This window comes from Streptomyces sp. URMC 123, from assembly GCF_051386515.1.
GTDB lineage: Bacteria > Actinomycetota > Actinomycetes > Streptomycetales > Streptomycetaceae > Streptomyces.
Window position 1 is genome coordinate 1 of sequence record NZ_JBPQTV010000133.1, and the last position, 16,577, is coordinate 16,577.

A 16,577-nucleotide genomic window follows, 5' to 3' on the forward strand; every position below is an offset into this window, starting at 1 on the left:
GCCGCCCGCATCGGCCCCTCGGGGCCGGCCCGGCGAGGCGGAGCGCCACGGCCCGTCCCCGGCGAAGCCGCGCGCCGGGCCCCGAGCGGTCACTCCTCGCCGAGGAAGACCGGATTGGTCATCGCCGCCATGGGCCCCGGCAGCCCCGGTATCGGCCCGTCGGCAGCGTGCCGCACCTCCGCCCGCACATACGCCGCGTACCGCGCCGTCGTCCGCCACTCCACCGTGCCCGAACCGGTGGCCGGCAGCGCGGTGGCGTAGAGCTGGCCCTGATCGGTGATGAAGCGCACCGGCCCGTTCGGGGGTCCGCCGGTCACCTCCAGCCGGACCGTCACCTCGGCCCCGGCGTCCACCCGCAGCCGCTCGCCGATGCCCGCGTGCCGCCCCCGGCCGTCCAGCGCGCGGAACGTCAGTCCGATCGCCGAGGACTCGGCGATCCAGCTCCGCCCCGCCCGCAGCCCCGCCAGGATCGCCCGCCGGGACAGCTCGTCGGCCAGCACCACGGTCTGGGGGCTGCCCACGGGCTGCGGCTCGCGGTGCGCGTCGCTGTTGCCCATCGCCGGTATCCAGCCACGCCGCCCCCGTACGGCCGCCACCAGCGTGTTGTCCCAGCCGGCCACGGACGCCTCGTCGTCCGGTCCGTAGGCGCCGTTCCACACCTCGACCGCGTCCGCCTCCTGGAATCCGAACTTCCAGTTGCATCCGACGCAGGTGCCGTGCGGGTGGGCGGGCACCACCAGTCCGCCCGCCCGGCGGATACGGTCCGCGAAGCGGCCGAAGACGCCGTCCCGCGCGCGATAGCGCCAGTCGATGAACACCCCGGGGTCGATCCCCAGCGCCAGCACATGACCGTTGCGGGTGGTGACCTCCTCGCCGGTGAGGATCAGCAGCTCACCGTCGGGGTGGTCGCCCCACAGCCCCTCCCAGGCGCGATGCCCCGAGGAGGTGTTGTGCTCGGTGGTGGTGATGAAGTCCAGCCCCGCCGCGCGGGCCGCGGCGGCCACCTCGGCGGGGGTGCGCTGCCCGTCGGAGTGCACGGTGTGCAGATGGCAGTCCCCGCGGTACCAGGCCCTGCCGCGCCCTCCGGCCCGCTCGGGCGGGAACACCGGCTCCGGTGTCTGCCCCGCGGGTCCGCGGCGCAGGGTGACGGTCACCTCGTAGTCCATCCCCTGGGGTGCCACGGTGTAGGGGCCGAGCACGACATGCCACCGGCCGGGTCGGACGGGGCCCGGCAGATAGCCCGGCGTCGCCCGCTCCGCGCTGATCGAGAACTCCGAGCGGGCCCCGCCCGACCAGCCGCGGAAGCCGCGACCGCCCAGCTCCGTGCCCCGCTCGTCGAAGATTCCTATGTCACAGGCGTTGCCCTGGGTGCCGGCGGGGACGGTCGGCCTGTCGTAGCGGTACGACACGGCGATCTCCCGCACCCCCTCGCCGACCTCCACCGGGAGGTGGACGAAGTCGGGCGAGCCGGTCGGCAGATGACCGGTGATCGTCCGGGTCTCGTCCCCGTTCCTCGCCTCGGCCGCGCGCGCGAACGTCACGGTATCGAGGGTAAGCACACCCGCCGTACCGGCGACAGCCGTCAGCCGGAGCACATCGCGTCGTCGCGGTCGTTGCATGAGAGCTCCCCGTGTGGGACGACGGTGCCGTGCGACACCCGTGACACCGTTGTACGCGCGAGTGACTCGGCCGGAAAGCCCTGTGGATAACCGGTCGGCGGGTGGGAGAACATACGGGCAGCCCGGCCCGGTCGACCCCAGGAGTTGAGCTCGATGCGGATCGCAGTCACCCTCTTTCTGACCGATGAGACCATCCGGCCCACCCGGCTCGCGGTCGAGCTGGAGCAGCGCGGCTTCGCCGGCCTCTATGTCCCCGAGCACACCCACATCCCCACCAGCCGCACCACGCCCTTCCCCGCCGGCGAGCCGCTGCCCCGCTGGTACGCCCGTACGCTCGACCCGTTCGTGGCCCTCGCCCAGGCAGCGGCGGTCACCGAGCGGCTCGCCCTGGGCACCGGCATCAGCCTTGTCGCCCAGCACGACCCGATCGATCTGGCCAAGCAGGTCGCCTCGCTGGACTTCCTCTCCGGCGGCCGGTTCACCTTCGGCATCGGCTACGGCTGGAACGTCGAGGAGGCCGCCGACCACGGCGTGCGGTGGTCCACCCGCCGCGAGCTGTGCCGTGAGCGGATGGCCCTGATGCGCGCCCTGTGGGCGGAGGAGCCGACCGCCTTCGAGGGCGAGTTCGGCTCCGTCCAGGCCAGTCACGTCCACCCCAAGCCGGTGCAGCAGCCCCGCGACCGCAAGGGCGCCGACCCGCTGGTCGGGCCCCGGACGCTGATCGGCGGGTCGGCCGGGCCCAAGCTGTTCGCCCATATCGCGGAGTACGCCGACGGCTGGCTGCCGATCGGTGGCGGCGGTCTGGAGGCCGCCCTTCCGGAACTGCGCCGCGTGTGGGAGGAGGCGGGCCGGGACCCGCGGGCACTGCACATCGTCCCCTACGGCGTGGAGCCCACCGCCGGAAAGCTCGCCCACTACCGGGACCTGGGCGTGGAGGAGGTCGTGGTCACGGTGCCCCCGGCCGAGGAGGCGGACGTGCTGCGCACGCTGGACGCGTATGCCCAGTACCTGTGAGAGATATCGCGGGATGCCGCTGTGAGGGATGCCGCACGCCCCGTCACCAAGCGTTGTCGGTGCCCGCTCGTATCCTTCGGAGCATGAACAGCAGCGCGCCTCCGCCCGAGCAGTCCGCCCCGACCGCCAATGCCATGCGGCGGGCGCTGCGCCGAGCGCGCGACGGGGTGGCGCTGGACACCGCGGAGGCGGCGGTGCTGCTCCAGGCGCGCGGCGCGGACCTCGACGACCTGTGCGCGTCGGCGGCCCGCGTGCGCGACGCGGGGCTGGCGGCCGCCGGCCGCCCCGGCGTCATCACCTACTCCAAGAGCGTCTTCATCCCGCTGACCCGGCTGTGCCGGGACCGGTGCCACTACTGCACGTTCGCCACCGTGCCCGGCAAGCTGCGCCGCGCCGGGCACGGGATGTACCTGTCCCCGGACGAGGTGCTGGCCATCGCCCGCCGGGGCGCCGAACTCGGCTGCAAGGAAGCCCTGATCACGCTGGGGGACAAGCCCGAGGACCGCTGGCCCGAGGCGCGCGAGTGGCTGGAGGCGGAGGGGTACGACGACACCATCGCGTACGTCCGGGCCATGGCGATCCGCATTCTGGAGGAGACCGGTCTCCTGCCCCACCTCAACCCCGGCGTGCTGTCCTGGACGGACTTCCAGCGGCTCAAGCCCGTCGCCCCGTCGATGGGCATGATGCTGGAGACCACGGCGACGCGGCTGTGGAGCGAGCCGGGCGGTCCGCACCACGGCTCCCCGGACAAGGAGCCGGCCGTGCGGCTGCGCGTCCTGGAGGACGCCGGCCGCAGTTCCGTCCCCTTCACCAGCGGCCTGCTGATCGGGATCGGGGAGACGTACGAGGAGCGCGCCGAGTCGCTGTTCGCCCTGCGCCGCGTCTCCCGTGCCTACCACGGCATTCAGGAGCTGATCCTGCAGAACTTCCGCGCCAAGCCGGACACGGCGATGCGCGGCATGCCGGACGCGGAGCTGGACGAGCTGGTCGCCACCGTCGCCGTCGCCCGCCACATCATGGGGCCCGCCGCCTGCCTCCAGGCCCCGCCCAACCTCGTCGACTCCGAGTACGCGCGGCTGATCGGCGCGGGCATCGACGACTGGGGCGGCGTCTCGCCGGTCACCCCCGACCACGTCAACCCCGAGCGGCCCTGGCCGCTGATCGAGGAGCTCGCCGAGCACAGCGCGGCCGCCGGCTTCCGGCTGCGGGAACGCCTCGCGGTCTACCCCGAGTTCGTGCGGCGCGGCGAGCCGTGGCTCGACCCCCGGCTGCTGCCGCACGTGCGCGCCCTGGCGGACCCGGCCACCGGTCTGGCGCGCGAGGACGCCGTGGTGGAGGGCCGCCCCTGGCAGGAGCCCGAGGAGGCGTTCGCCGCCAGCGGTCGTACGGATCTGCACCGCGCGATCGACACCGAGGGCCGCGCCTCCGACCGGCGCGAGGACTTCGACGAGGTCTACGGCGACTGGGAGGCGCTGCGGGAGGCTGCCGCGCCCGGCATGGTGCCGTCCCGGATCGACGCCGATGTGCGCGAGGCCCTCGCGCGGGCGGCCGACGACCCGACGCGGCTGACCGACCCGCAGGCGCTCGCCCTGCTGCACGCCGACGGGCCGGCCCTGGACGCCCTGTGCCGCATCGCCGACGAGCTGCGCCGCGATGTCGTCGGGGACGAGGTCACGTACATCGTCACCCGCAACATCAACTTCACCAATGTCTGCTACACCGGCTGCCGGTTCTGCGCCTTCGCCCAGCGCCGTACGGACGCCGACGCCTACACCCTGTCGCTGTCCCAGGTGGCCGACCGGGCCGAGCAGGCGTGGGAGGTGGGCGCGGTCGAGGTGTGCATGCAGGGCGGCATCCACCCGGATCTGCCGGGCACCGCCTACTTCGACATCGCGCGGGCGGTGAAGGAGCGCGTGCCGGGCATGCATGTGCACGCGTTCTCGCCGATGGAGGTCGTCAACGGCGCCACGCGCACCGGCATGTCCGTGCGCGAATGGCTCATCGCCGCCAAGGAGGCCGGGCTCGACTCCATCCCGGGCACCGCCGCGGAGATCCTCGACGACGAGGTCCGCTGGGTCCTCACCAAGGGCAAGTTGCCGACGGCCACCTGGATCGACGTCGTCAGGACCGCGCACGAGGTGGGGCTGCGCTCCTCCTCCACGATGATGTACGGGCACGTGGACCAGCCGCGGCACTGGCTCGGGCACTTCCGCAAGCTCGCCGAGCTCCAGCAGGAGACGGGCGGCTTCACCGAGTTCGTCACGCTGCCCTTCATCCACACCAACGCCCCGGTCTATCTGGCCGGCATCGCCCGGCCCGGCCCCACGGTCCGCGACAACCGGGCGGTGACCGCCATGGCCCGGCTGCTGCTCCACCCGCACATCACCAACATCCAGACGAGCTGGGTCAAGCTGGGCGCGGAGGGCGCCGCCGAGATGCTCCGCTCGGGCGCCAACGACCTGGGCGGCACGCTGATGGAGGAGACCATCTCTCGAATGGCCGGCTCCCGTTACGGCTCCTACCGCTCGATCCGGGACCTCGTCGCCATAGCGGACGCGGCGGGCCGGCCGGCCCGGCCGCGGACGACCACCTATGGCGAGGTGCCCCAGGAGCGGGTGGCGGCCGCCCTGGCGTCGGACGGCCACCTTCCGGAGCTGCTGCCGGTCCTGGAGAGCTGAGAGCCTGATCGTCGCGTCGCTCACATTCCCCTCGCGCCCCGGTAGCGATCGTTCGTGGTCGATTACAGTGCTGCGCCAGGCGGTTACTGACCGGATGATGATGGGTTCGGGAGGGGCAGTGAGCGCAACGGCCGCGGCCGTGTGGGGGCGCGCCGATCAGCAGGACTTCCGCAGCCGGGTGCGCGGATGCCTGCTGGGCGGGGCGATCGGTGACGCCCTCGGGGCGGGCGTCGCGTCCGCCTCGCTCGCCGAGATCCGCGCGGCGCACGGCCCGGACGGCCTCGCCGACTACGTACCGGCCCACGGGCGGCGCGGCGCCGTCACCGACGACACCCAGCTGACGCTCTTCACCGTCGACGGCCTCATACGGGCCCAGGTGCGGCGGGACACCGGCGCCTGGCACCCGCCCACCGACGTCCATCGGGCGTATCTGCGCTGGGCCGCCACCCAGCGCGACTGGGGGCCCGACGAGCGGCGCGAGACCGACGGCTGGCTCGCCCGCGAGGAGTGGCTCTACGCCCGCCGATCCCCCGGCCGCGCCTGTCTGACCGGGCTCGGCGACGCCACCATGGGGACGCTCGACCACCCCAAGAACCCCGACGCCAAGGACTGCGGCGCGGTGACGCGCTCGGCCCCCTTCGGGCTGCTGGTCGGCTGGGAGCCGCAGCTGGTGTTCCAACTGGCGCTGGAGTGCGCCACCCAGACCCATGGCCATCCGACGGCCGGCCTGGCCGCCGCCGCCTTCGCGGTGATCGTGCACGGCCTGGCCCGGGGCGACACCCTCGACAGCGCCGTCCGGCACGCCCTTGCCCTGCTCGCCGACCGCCCCGGCCACGAGGACACCCGCGACGCCCTCCAGCGCGCCCTGGGGGCCGTGCGCCAGGGCCCGCCCACGGCCGCCCGGGTGGAGTCCCTGGGGGAGGGCGGGGCCGCCGACGCCGCGCTCGCCGTCGGCGTCTACTGCGCCCTGGTCGCCGAGGACGTACGCCACGGGCTGCTGCTCGCCGTCAACCACGGCGGGCCCTCCGACTCCACCGGCGCCGTCTGCGGCAATCTGCTGGGCGCGCTGCACGGGGAGACCGCGCTGCCGGCGGGCTGGCTGGCGGAGGTGGAGGGCCGGGGCACGATCCTGGAGATGGCCGACGACTTCGCCATGGAGATGACCCAGGGGGCGTCCCTGCACGGACCCGGCGCCTCGGCCCCGGGCTGGCTGGCCCGCTACCCCCGCGCCTGACGGCGCCCCGCCGGGAGCGGATCGCACCCGAAAAGGGGCGGGTTTCCGATAAAGCGGGAAATGGGCGAGCCCTCTCGGCCGGGACGGCGGGCCAGTCGAGAGGGCTCTGTGTACGGCGTTGTGACGCCGTGTGGTTGCGTGGGGGGAATTCTCAGTCCAGGTCGAAAGACCCACTGCTGACTTCCCGGACGAACTCCGTCCAGGATTCGGGGCGGAAAGCGAGAGCCGGCCCCTGCGGGTCCTTGGAGTCGCGCACCGCGACGGTGGTGGCGACAGGGGACTTGACCTCGACGCACGCGCCATTTCCGGCCGAGTACGAGGACTTGGTCCAGGTGTCCGTCGCGCCTTGCTGAATTGCCATGTCTACTCCGCTTTTTGCCGGGTTGGTGAGGGCGCCAACGTTGTTCTGTGAAGGCGTGATCGACGCTACTCGCCAACTTCCCGCCGCGAAGGATTGATTCACTCGACCGGATGGCATATTCCAGGTAGCTCTTCCCCGCGGACCGGGGGAAGGTGTACCGTGCGGTCTCTTTCTCCCGCAGCCCCCCGCGGAGCCCGTTCAGCGGGCGTACTCCTTGGCCACCTCGGCGATGAACTCCCGTGTCTGGTCGGCGCTGAGCGCCTGGGCCCGCAGATGCTCGTACATCATGCTGTAGCTCTGCACGTCGTGCGCCTTCTCCAGATAGAGGTCGCTGGTCACGCCCTCCAGATAGACCACGCTGGAGTCGGTGGCGTCCGGGAACTCCAGGATGGCGTACTGGCCGTTCACCCCCGGGTGGGCGCCCATCCGGAACGGCATCACCTGCACGGTGACATGGGGCAGCCGCGACAGCTCGACGAGGTACTCCAGCTGCTCCCGCATGATGTGCCGGTTGCCCACGACCCGGCGCAGAGCCGATTCGTCAAGAACGGCCCACAGTCGCAGCGCCTGCTCGGGGGCGTGCACGCGCTCCTGGCGGCGCATCCGCACCTGGACCCGTTTCTCGATGTCGGCGGGGGTCGCCTCCGGCAGCGCGCCGGCCACCACCGCCTCGGCGTACGGCCGGGTCTGGAGGAGGCCGGGCACGATCTGCGGCTCGTAGACGCGCAGCGACGCGGCGTCCGTCTCCAGGCCGATGTAGACGCTGTACGGGATGTCGCCGAAGGCGTGCCACCAGCCCTGCTGCCGAGAGTCCTTCGCCATTTGCATCAGCGAGTCCACGATGCGGTGGTCGTCCACCTCGTAGACCCCGCAGAGGTCGCGGACATCGCGCTGACTGATGCTGCGGCGGCCGTTCTCCAAGCGGCTGATCTTGGACTGCGAGACCAGCAGCCGCTCCGCCACCTCCTCGGCCGTCATGCCCTTGAGCTCGCGGAGCCTGCGCAGCTCCTGGCCCAACCGGCGCCGTCTGACGGTGGGATTGACGTTGGACGCCACGGGGACTGCACCTCCGGCTTTGTACTGCTGTGTGTTCAGCAGACTGCCACCCCGGGTCCGTATGGCGCTGGGAAATGACAGGTAAAGCCCGGGAGTTGGCGGGCTGCGGCGTACGTGCGCAGGGCGGCGCGGAGCGACGGGCCGGCCGTCGTCCGAAGCGGCCGGCGCGCCACTCCGCGCGCGATTCAGCGATGTGCGGTGGAGCGACCGTGCGATGGAGCGGTGCTCCGCCGACGGGGGTCCCGTGATCGACGGAGCGTGTCGTGAGTGGGTCGAGAGGTGTCAGGAGGGTCGTCGAGGGTGAAGAGGGTCGGGGTGAGGGTGTGCGCCCCCGTGAGGGGGACCGGCATCGGCGGACCGGGCCGGGGGCGGCCCGGGAGTGCCCAGGCCGGGGCGATCGGTGCGCGATCGATCAGTGCGTGACCGATCAGTGCGTGACCGATCAGTGCGTGACCGATCAGTGCGCGACGGCCCGCGCCATGGCCCCTCGCCGGGCCGTGACCTGGACCGGAACCGTGGCCGACTCCGCCGTGGGCGTCCGGCCCGGCGGGCGTCCGGCGGTCGCCGCGGGCGCCCGCCTCGGCTGGGCCGCCACACCGTTCTGCACATCCATCACGGCGTGCGCGACCAGTCCGCCCATGGGGTCGTGCCGGATCAGGTCCCGGAGCCGGGAGCGGCAGGACCGCCCCTCGTTCCCGGGGTAGAGGTGCTTGCCGAGGCCGACCGCGTGGGCCAGCGCGGCGAGCGCCGCGGTCCGCGGGTCCGGCGGCACACCGGTGCGGATCGCGCTGTCCAGCCGGGCCCTGATCTCCCGGCTGATCGCCGTGTCCGTCGCCTGATAGCGAGTCGTCGGCAGCACCCCGCACATCTGGCCGGCCACGGCGTGCACCATGCCGCACCGCTCCAGATGCGTGAGATACGTCTGGCGCAGCCCCAGCCGGGGCCCGCCGATCCAGTGGACCGCCCGCACCGGGCTGCCGCGGCGGCGCAGCAGCTCGAGAGCGGAGTCCAGAGTCGGATCTCCTGTCGGCCGTGGCAGCACCACGGCGATACGATCCCCGTCAGGGGCTATCCGTCCTGCCAGAGCCAGCTCCACGAGCTGCGCCCCGGCAAGACCGAGGTCGAGCGACTGCGGCTGCGCCGTTGTTCCCGTGGCCGGGTCCAAGGCGAGCAGCAGAAGCTCCTCCGGAAGTGTTCTGCGGCTCCTGCCCATCCATGCCTCCCCGCGTGGATGAATGACAGGGTGACCCCTCTCACATTCATCTGTCGAGACCGCGTGGTTGCTTCGTACGGGAACCGGTAGGTATGTCGTTCTCGTCTAGCACGTGGGCCAGGTGTGGTGAGCTGGACACTGTTGGAGCTGGCGTATGAAGGAGGCATCGGTGGCGGGCGAGTCCCCCGACATGTCGGAGCAGCAGAAGTCGTCGGGGGAGACGGCTCGCGGCGAACGTGATCCACGGCTCGCCGTTCCCCGGGAGAAGCCCGATCCGGGCGAGGCGTCGACGGGGACGGCCGGTGCGTCTCGTAAGAGCGACGCGCCCGGAGCGTCCCGCGAGGAGGGCGCGGCCGAGAAGGCCGACGCCGCCGAGAAGGCCGACGCTTCTGCGAAGAACGACGCCTCCGAGAAGGCCGGCGCGGCTGGTACGGCCGCGGCTGCCGGTGGCAAGGGCCGGGGCGACGCCGAGGACGGCACGGACAGCGCCGGGGACGACGGCGCGGGTGCCGATCCCCTGGCGGGCCTGGAGCCCGAGAAGGGCGACGCGCGGCTGCGCGCCGCCGTCGAGGCATGGGTGAAGAGCACGGAGCCGGAGGGGTCCGAGGAGCCGGACGCGAAGCCCGCGGCCGGCGCGCCGAGCGCGGGCGCCGCGACGGGCAAGTCCGGTTCTGCCGCCGAGCCGTCCGCCAAGCCCTCTGCCAAGTCCTCCGCCGAGCCGGCCGAGCCGGCGCGGCTGTCGGACCCGTCCGAGGCACGCAAGGCCGCACAGGCCCCGAAGGCGTCGACGGCGCCGGACGAGGCGTCGGCCGCGCCCACGGCGTCCCGCGACGCCGGGTCCGGCAAGGCCACCGAGGCCGCCACCAAGGGCTCCCCGGCCGCCGCCAAGGGCGCCACGAGCCCCCAGGGACCGTCGGCCGACCGGCGCTCGGAGCCGCGCGGGGACGAGAAGAACCGTGCCTCCACGCCGTCCGACGCCCCGTCGAAGCCGCCCGTCGACCAGCCGACCGCCGTCTTCAAGGCCGTACGCCCCACCGGCGAGCGGACCGCTTCCTCCTCCACCGCCGGCGGAACCACCGGCGGAACCACCGGCTCCGGCAAGGCCGGCACGCCTGGCGCGTCCGACACGCCTGGCAAGTCCTCCGGTGCCGCCGCGCCGGCCGCGCCCGCCTGGGCCAACCGCCCGGGTGGGACCTCCGCGCCCCGGGCCGCCGGCGGCGCCGAGGCGGGCACCGAGCCGTCCGGAGCGGAGCCCTCCGGCGCCAAGCCGTCCGGTGCGGCCGCCCGCCCGTCCCGTACCGAGTCGGACTCCGAGCGGACCAGCCAGTTCGTACCGCTGAAGCCGGCCGAGCAGGCCCCGCGCAAGCCCGAGCCGAGCGCGGCGACCACCCGGCCCGTGCCCGGGCAGCCCGGCGCGCCCTCGGCGACCGGCCAGCAGACCACCCGGCTCAGGAAGCCGACCCCGCCCGCCGCGGCGTCCGGCGCCCCGGCCGCCTCCTCCGCGAAGCCCGCCGGGAAGCCCTCCGGGGCGACCGCGGCCGCCGCGCCGCCGGCCGGCAAGGTCACGGCGCCCGCGACGGGCTCCGCCCCGGCCTCGGCGTCCCCGAAGACGTCCGCCGCCGCGCCCGCCGCGGCCTCCGCCACCGCGGACGCCGAGCGGACCCGGCAGCAGCCGCTGCCCGGTGACACCGCCACCGAGCCGCCGGCGCCGCTGGACCTGCTGGCGCAGCTGACCAACACCCCGCCGCCCCCGGAGACCCCGGTCCGTACGGCCGTGCGCCGGGTCAAGATCTGGACTCCGCTCGTCCTCCTGCTGCTGATCATCTTCGCGGTGGTCCAGCTGGTGCGGCCGCTGCCCGACCCGTCGTTTGCGATCGGCGACAAGACCTCGTACACCTTCGGCGGCGAGCCCTTCACCATGCCCTGGCCCGACCACGGCCAGGGCGCGGCCAAGGTCGCCGGCGTGGCCGACCTCGGCACCTTCGGCGAGCAGAAGCCCGTGCCGACCGCGAGCGTCGCCAAGGTCATGACCGCCTATGTGATCCTCAAGAACCACCCCCTGAAGAAGGGGGAGCAGGGCGAGAAGATCACCATCGACGAGCAGGCCGAGAAGGAGTCCGACGCCAAGGACGAGTCGCGGCTGAAGCTCAAGGCGGGGCAGACCTTTACCGAGCACCAGATGCTCCAGATGCTGCTGATCCCGTCCGGCAACAACGTCGCCCGCCAGCTCGCCCGCTGGGACGCCAAGTCCGTCGAAGAGTTCGCGAAGAAGATGAACGACGCGGCCAAGGACCTGGGGATGACCAACACGACCTACACCGACCCCAGCGGTCTCGAGTCGTCGACCGTCAGTACGGCGGTCGACCAGCTCAAGCTGGCCGAGGAGGTCATGAAGGACGAGGTCTTCCGGGGCATCGTGAAGATGCCCAACGCCGAGATCCCCGGCCTCTCCGAGCGGATCTTCAACAACAACGACGAGCTGCTGGTGAACAACCCCGGCGGCCTCGGCATCAAGACCGGTTCGAGCGGTCCGGCCGGCGGTGCGCTGATGTGGGCGGCCAAGCGGACGCTCGACGGCAAGGAGCAGCTGATCCTCGGCGTGACCATGGCCCAGCGGGCCAACAGCACGGACCCCAACGCCCACCTGGCGCTGGTGAAGAAGAACAGCTACAAGATGATCGAGTCCGTGCAGAAGGCCCTGACCTCCGCCCCCGTGGTGAAGAAGGGCGATGTCGTGGGCTACGTGGACGACGGCCTGGGCGGCCGGACGCCGGTCGTGGCCACGAAGGACCTCACGGCCGTCGGCTGGGGCGGGCTGAAGCTGAAGCTGGAGCTCACCAAGAACGGCAAGAGCCTGCCGCACGAGGCGAAGGCCGGCACCGAGGTCGGCGCGCTGACCGTGGGCAGCGGCCCCGGCCGGGCGGAGGTTCCGGTGGCGCTCCAGAAGGACCTGGCGTCGCCCGGCATCGGTGACAAGCTCACCCGGATCGCCTGACGGCACCTCGGCACACCGCGGACAACAGCTCGCCGACGGAACCGGAACCTCCTGGAGGTTCCGGTTCCGTCGTCTGTGGGGGAGGCGCGCTCCGTACGACGTGGGCCCTGGCCTTCATACGACGTGGGCCCCGCGCCGGTGACCGGGCGGCGGACACGGGACGGCCACGCGGCAGGGCCGCAACCGGGCCGGAGGCCGCCGCGTGCTAGCGTCACAAGGCCGCCCCGCCTTGTCCGCCCGTATCGGGCGAATCCCGGGCATGTCGCCATTGGTGGCCCGGCCGGGAACCGCGTTCCGGCGGGGTGGTACGCAGTCGGCGGGAAGCCGCCGGGGGAACGACGGGGAGAGCCACAGTGACCAGCGTGGAGTCGACGCGCGCCGATGACGGCGACGGCGCCGTGGGCGGCATACCCGTGACCGCTCCGGACGAGGGCGCGCCCGGGGGCCGGCCCGCCGGGCGCCTGCGCCGCCTCGGCTCCCTGCTCGCCGAGCGGCCCGTCGGCACCACCCTGGCCGTCGCCGCCCTCGCGCACGTCCTCTGGTTCATGGTCTTCGCCAACAGCGGCGGCGACCTCGCCGCCCAGGACGCCTGGGCGGAGTTCGTCGGACAGAACCCGGACTCGGCGTACAACCTCGCCTGGTACGGCGGCATGCACCCCGTCTCGTACAGCGTGATCTCGCCGCATCTGATGTCCGTCCTGGGCGTGCGGACCACCATGATGATCGCCGGGACGCTCTCCTGCGGGCTGCTCGCGCTGATCCTGGCGCGCGGCGGCGGGGTGAAACGGCCGCTGCTCCCCGCGCTCGTCGGGACGTTCGGCCTGCTGTGCAACGCGATCTCCGGGCGGGTGACGTTCGGGCTCGGGCTGATGTTCGCCCTGGCGGCCGTCGCCGTCGTCTTCTGCCGCCCCCGCAACCGGCCCCCGGCCCCCGCCCGCTGGTACGGCCGCGGAGCCGCCGCGGCGCTGCTGGCCGGCCTGGCGACGGCCGGCAGCCCGGTGGCCGGGCTGTTCGTCGGCGTCGTCGCCGCCGCGCTCTTCCTGACCGGGCGCCGCCCCGCCGCGTTCGCCCTCGGCATCACCCCCTGCCTGGTCGTCGGCGCCTCCGCGCTGTTCTTCCCCTTCTCCGGCACCCAGCCGATGTCGCTGGGCACGGCGTCGCTGCCGGTGCTCTTCTCGGTGATCGCGCTGCTCTGCTCGCCCAAGCGGTGGCGCACCGTGCGGGTCGGAGCGGCGATCTACGCCCTCGGGGTGCTGCTGACCTGGGCCGTCGACTCGCAGGTGGGCAGCAACGTCACCCGGGTCGCGCTGCTCTTCGCCGGCGCGGCCTTCGCCGCCGCGCTGCCGTGGGCCGTGCCGCGGTCCCGGCCCTGGTACGCGCTGGTCGTGGCCCTCGTCGGGGTGACGACCTGGCAGTCGGTCAAGACGGTCGACGACATCGTCCACACCCGGCCCGCCGCGTCCTGGGCGCGGCAGCTCGCACCGCTGGTCGACCAGTTGAAGCAGGTGGACGCGCACCGCGGCCGGGTCGAGGTCGTGCCGGCCCGCAGCCACCGCGAGGCGTCCGCGCTGGCCCCGTACGTCAATCTCGCCCGCGGCTGGAACCGGCAGGCCGACACCGAGCGGAACCCGCTGTTCTACGACGGCTCGCTCACGCCGGAGAGCTACCACCTCTGGCTCAAGCGGTGGGCGGTGCGCTACGTCGTGCTGCCGGCGGGCGAGCCGGACGGCGCGGCCGTCGCCGAGGCGAAGATCGTCACCGATCGGCAGCCGTACCTGGAGCAGATCTGGTCGAACGCCAACTGGAAGCTCTACCGGGTCGCCGACCCGACCCCGCTCGCCGACCCGCCCGCCGTCGTGGAGCGGGCGGAGGCGGGCAAACTCACGCTCACCGTGCCGGCCGCCGGCGAGGTGCTGATCCGCGTGGCGTACTCGCCGTGGCTCGGGCTCGTCGACGAGAAGGGCAACGGCGTCGAGCCGCCGGAGCCGCGCGCGGACGGCAAGGGCTTCGACAACCGGTTCGGCTGCCTGACCCAGGCGCCCGAGGACGCGTCGGGGGACGAGTGGACGCGGCTGCACGCGCCCAGGGCGGGGACGTACCGGCTGGCGGCGCCGTACCAGCTGCCGCGCGGCACGGCCTGTCCGCGGTAGCGGCGGTTGGCCGCGGGCCAGGGGTTTTCGGCGGGCCACGGGGTTCGCGTACCGCGTCACGTCACGTGATCGGGCATGCGGGTTTGGCCGATGTGCGGGGCGCGGAAGGCGAGGTTCCTTGTAGAGTCCGTCCTCCGGACCGCGCCGGGACACGGCTCGCTCGTCGTGCCGGACCCATGTCGCGCGGGCCCAGCTGCCCACGCGCGCGCTCCGGAGCACGGACACCACACCGGGTCGGCCGCCGTACGGGGCGCCCCGGCCGCCGGACGAGCGCCGTAGGGGGAGTCGGACATGGACCCGCATCCAGCGTTCCGCCCCCATGGCCTGACCGACAGGACTGGCCGAACCGGCGCGGTCGACAGGACTGGTCGAGCCGGCAGGGCTGGTCCGGCTGACAGGACTGGCCGAAGCACCCCCGCCGACACGGTCGCGCATGGCGTGCGGGCCGTCGGGGCCGACGACCGCGTCCGTACGGCGCGAGGCCGCGGCTGGGGCGGCCCGCTGGCCGCCGCTCGCCCCGTACTGGAGGACGCGCTGCGCTCGCTCCCGGAGGGCCAGCGCGCGGCGCTCACCGCCACGTACTTCGGCGGCCGTACGGTGCGGGAGGCCGCCCGGGCGCTCGGCGTGCCGCCCGGAACCGTCGCGGCGCGGCTCAATGGCGCGCTGCGGGCGTTCCGGCTGGCGCTGGCCGAGCGGGGCGTGGCCCCGTGACCGCCACGCCTGTCGTTGCCGCGTGACCGTCGTATCCCTCGCCCCTCTCGCCCTCGCCCCTCTCGCCCGCGACCGGTGCCCGCGGGCGGCGGGGGCCCGCGTCCATCCGGTGGAGTGTGACGGCACGGGCGGCGCGCCGCGGAGCCCGTGAGCGGCGCCAGTACGGAGGGTGGGGGCCGGCGCGGCCGCGCGTACGGCTCGGGCCGAGCACGTGCGCGGTAGGGGCGCACGGCGGTTCCTCGGCACGAAGGGGTCACGATGACGGCACCCGCGTCACGGCACGGCGCGCTGTCGGCCGTACTGGTCGCGGTCCTCTCGTTCGGCGCCATGGCCGTCGCGGCCTGCACGACGACCGAGGGCATTTCCGACGCGGTGGCCCGTGCGGGGAGCGCCCAGGCGGGAAAGGTCGCCTTCGACCGCGTCGGGCATCCGGTCGACGGCAAGCTGACCTGTGAGAGCGAGGGTGCCAGCAGCGGCCTGAACGTCCTGTGCAAGGGCACGACGCAGGAGGGCGAGCCGGTGACCCTGAGGGTCCGCTTCGGTGGTGACTCCGAGGTGACGACGGGCTCGGACCCGCGGATCGACAAGGTGACGGCCACGGGGAGCGTCGACGGAGAGGTCGTCTTCGACCAGTCCTGCATCGGGCGGGGTTGCTGAGCGGCGGTACGGCTGTGGGGGCCGGCGGCCGTCACCGTCGCAGTACTGCCGTTGGCACGGCGTCGCCCAGTACTCGCGTTGGCACCGGCGTCGCCCAGTACTGCCGTTGGCACCGACCCGGACCCGTACTGCTGTTGGCACCCGCCCCGCCCCCGTACTGCTGTCGGGGCGAGCACCGTTCGGTGCGTACGGGCGGGAAACCGGCACCAACTCCGTACCGCCCGCTCTAGCACGGACCGGCCGGGTCCCGACAGGGCCCGTCACCGGCCAACCGCGGACCCGACCGGATTCGGCCCTCTCCCCGCATCGACCGCTGCATAGCCTCGGGGCGCGTGCGGTGGGAGCGCCCGTTCCTCACCCCCCCGTGGCGCCCCGTGGCACGAACGGCAGCCGGCCGAGGAGGAGAACACCGTGATGGACCCGATGCCCGGCCTCAGCATCCGTCGTCGCTCCCGGGCCCGCCCCCGTACGGGGCCCTGCTCGCGGCCCGACGCGGAACTGCGGTTCCCGGTCGTCGAATCGTTCGCGGGGGACCGCACGGAGAACCCGCACTGGAGGCTCGCGGGCGGCGCGCGCCTCGACGGCAGCCTCCGGCTGACCCCGGACGCCCCGTACCGCTCCGGCTCAGCCCTCCTCGACCAGCCGTTCCCCTCCTCGCTCGCGTTCACCCTGACCTTCGACTACGCGTGCGAGCGTGGCGCGGTGCCGCCGCCTGACGCGGCGACGGCGCTCGCTCCCGGGCCGGGCGACGGCTTCTGCGTCTTTCTGATCGACGGGAATCGGACGACCGGTCCCGGGGGCCACGGCGCCGGCCTCGGTTATTCGCGGTCGCGCATACGCGGGCGGGGGCCGGAGCCGGTGCCGGGCGCGGCGCCCGCCCGCGTATGCG

Annotated in this window: 12 protein-coding genes; 8 read left to right on the plus strand and 4 right to left on the minus strand. The window is 73.6% G+C overall.

Annotated features, from left to right (window positions below; genetic code table 11):
- Positions 1–89: 89 nt before the first annotated feature.
- Positions 90–1,619 (minus strand): CehA/McbA family metallohydrolase, encoded by a 1,530-nt coding sequence (locus ACSNOD_RS17105; protein WP_436767811.1) that lies wholly within the window; start codon positions 1,617–1,619, stop codon positions 90–92.
- Positions 1,620–1,772: 153 nt separating this feature from the next.
- Between ACSNOD_RS17105 and ACSNOD_RS17110 the strand changes: the two genes are divergently transcribed.
- From ACSNOD_RS17110 to ACSNOD_RS17120, 3 genes are all read left to right on the plus strand, one after another.
- Positions 1,773–2,633: a TIGR03619 family F420-dependent LLM class oxidoreductase gene (locus ACSNOD_RS17110; protein ID WP_436767812.1), complete on the plus strand. Its 861-nt coding sequence runs from the start codon at positions 1,773–1,775 to the stop codon at positions 2,631–2,633.
- Positions 2,634–2,716: 83 nt separating this feature from the next.
- Positions 2,717–5,311: a bifunctional FO biosynthesis protein CofGH gene (locus ACSNOD_RS17115; protein WP_436767813.1), complete on the plus strand. Its 2,595-nt coding sequence runs from the start codon at positions 2,717–2,719 to the stop codon at positions 5,309–5,311.
- A 97-nt stretch (positions 5,312–5,408) separates the two neighbouring features.
- Positions 5,409–6,545, plus strand: coding sequence for an ADP-ribosylglycohydrolase family protein (locus ACSNOD_RS17120; protein WP_436767814.1), 1,137 nt, complete (start codon positions 5,409–5,411; stop codon positions 6,543–6,545).
- A gap of 151 nt (positions 6,546–6,696) precedes the next feature.
- Here ACSNOD_RS17120 and ACSNOD_RS17125 read toward each other — a convergent pair whose 3' ends face one another.
- From ACSNOD_RS17125 to ACSNOD_RS17135, 3 genes are all read right to left on the minus strand, one after another.
- Positions 6,697–6,906 carry a DUF397 domain-containing protein gene (locus tag ACSNOD_RS17125; RefSeq protein WP_436767815.1) on the minus strand — a complete coding sequence of 70 codons (210 nt, stop codon included), beginning with the start codon at positions 6,904–6,906 and terminating at the stop codon, positions 6,697–6,699.
- Between the two features lie 198 nt (positions 6,907–7,104).
- Complete coding sequence (locus ACSNOD_RS17130) at positions 7,105–7,962, minus strand: helix-turn-helix domain-containing protein (protein WP_436767816.1); 858 nt, start codon at positions 7,960–7,962, stop codon at positions 7,105–7,107.
- 457 nt (positions 7,963–8,419) lie between these two features.
- On the minus strand, positions 8,420–9,175 hold the full coding sequence (locus ACSNOD_RS17135) for a GOLPH3/VPS74 family protein (RefSeq protein ID WP_436767817.1): 756 nt from the start codon (positions 9,173–9,175) through the stop codon (positions 8,420–8,422).
- 154 nt (positions 9,176–9,329) lie between these two features.
- On the opposite strand from ACSNOD_RS17135, the gene ACSNOD_RS17140 reads away from it, so the two are divergent.
- The 5 genes from ACSNOD_RS17140 to ACSNOD_RS17160 all read left to right on the plus strand — a co-directional run.
- The gene (locus ACSNOD_RS17140) at positions 9,330–12,170 is read left to right on the plus strand and encodes a D-alanyl-D-alanine carboxypeptidase (RefSeq protein WP_436767818.1); all 2,841 of its coding nucleotides are present in this window, start codon (positions 9,330–9,332) and stop codon (positions 12,168–12,170) included.
- A 353-nt stretch (positions 12,171–12,523) separates the two neighbouring features.
- Positions 12,524–14,320 (plus strand): MFS transporter, encoded by a 1,797-nt coding sequence (locus ACSNOD_RS17145; protein WP_436767819.1) that lies wholly within the window; start codon positions 12,524–12,526, stop codon positions 14,318–14,320.
- A 438-nt stretch (positions 14,321–14,758) separates the two neighbouring features.
- Positions 14,759–15,031 (plus strand): sigma factor-like helix-turn-helix DNA-binding protein, encoded by a 273-nt coding sequence (locus tag ACSNOD_RS17150; RefSeq protein ID WP_436767820.1) that lies wholly within the window; start codon positions 14,759–14,761, stop codon positions 15,029–15,031.
- 258 nt (positions 15,032–15,289) lie between these two features.
- Positions 15,290–15,688 (plus strand): hypothetical protein, encoded by a 399-nt coding sequence (locus ACSNOD_RS17155; RefSeq protein ID WP_436767821.1) that lies wholly within the window; start codon positions 15,290–15,292, stop codon positions 15,686–15,688.
- Positions 15,689–16,099: 411 nt separating this feature from the next.
- Positions 16,100–16,577: hypothetical protein (locus tag ACSNOD_RS17160; RefSeq protein ID WP_436767822.1), on the plus strand; the 478-nt coding region annotated here is incomplete at its 3' end.

Bases quoted from the DNA above. Each gene is read 5' to 3' on its own strand.
- ACSNOD_RS17105 (WP_436767811.1), bottom strand. From the start codon at position 1,619: ATGCAACGACCGCGACGACGCGATGTGCTCCGGCTGACGGCTGTCGCC.
- ACSNOD_RS17115 (WP_436767813.1), top strand. From the start codon at position 2,717: ATGAACAGCAGCGCGCCTCCGCCCGAGCAGTCCGCCCCGACCGCCAAT.
- ACSNOD_RS17155 (WP_436767821.1), top strand. From the start codon at position 15,290: ATGACGGCACCCGCGTCACGGCACGGCGCGCTGTCGGCCGTACTGGTC.
- ACSNOD_RS17135 (WP_436767817.1), bottom strand. From the start codon at position 9,175: ATGGGCAGGAGCCGCAGAACACTTCCGGAGGAGCTTCTGCTGCTCGCC.
- ACSNOD_RS17110 (WP_436767812.1), top strand. From the start codon at position 1,773: ATGCGGATCGCAGTCACCCTCTTTCTGACCGATGAGACCATCCGGCCC.
- ACSNOD_RS17125 (WP_436767815.1), bottom strand. From the start codon at position 6,906: ATGGCAATTCAGCAAGGCGCGACGGACACCTGGACCAAGTCCTCGTAC.
- ACSNOD_RS17120 (WP_436767814.1), top strand. From the start codon at position 5,409: ATGATGGGTTCGGGAGGGGCAGTGAGCGCAACGGCCGCGGCCGTGTGG.
- ACSNOD_RS17140 (WP_436767818.1), top strand. From the start codon at position 9,330: ATGAAGGAGGCATCGGTGGCGGGCGAGTCCCCCGACATGTCGGAGCAG.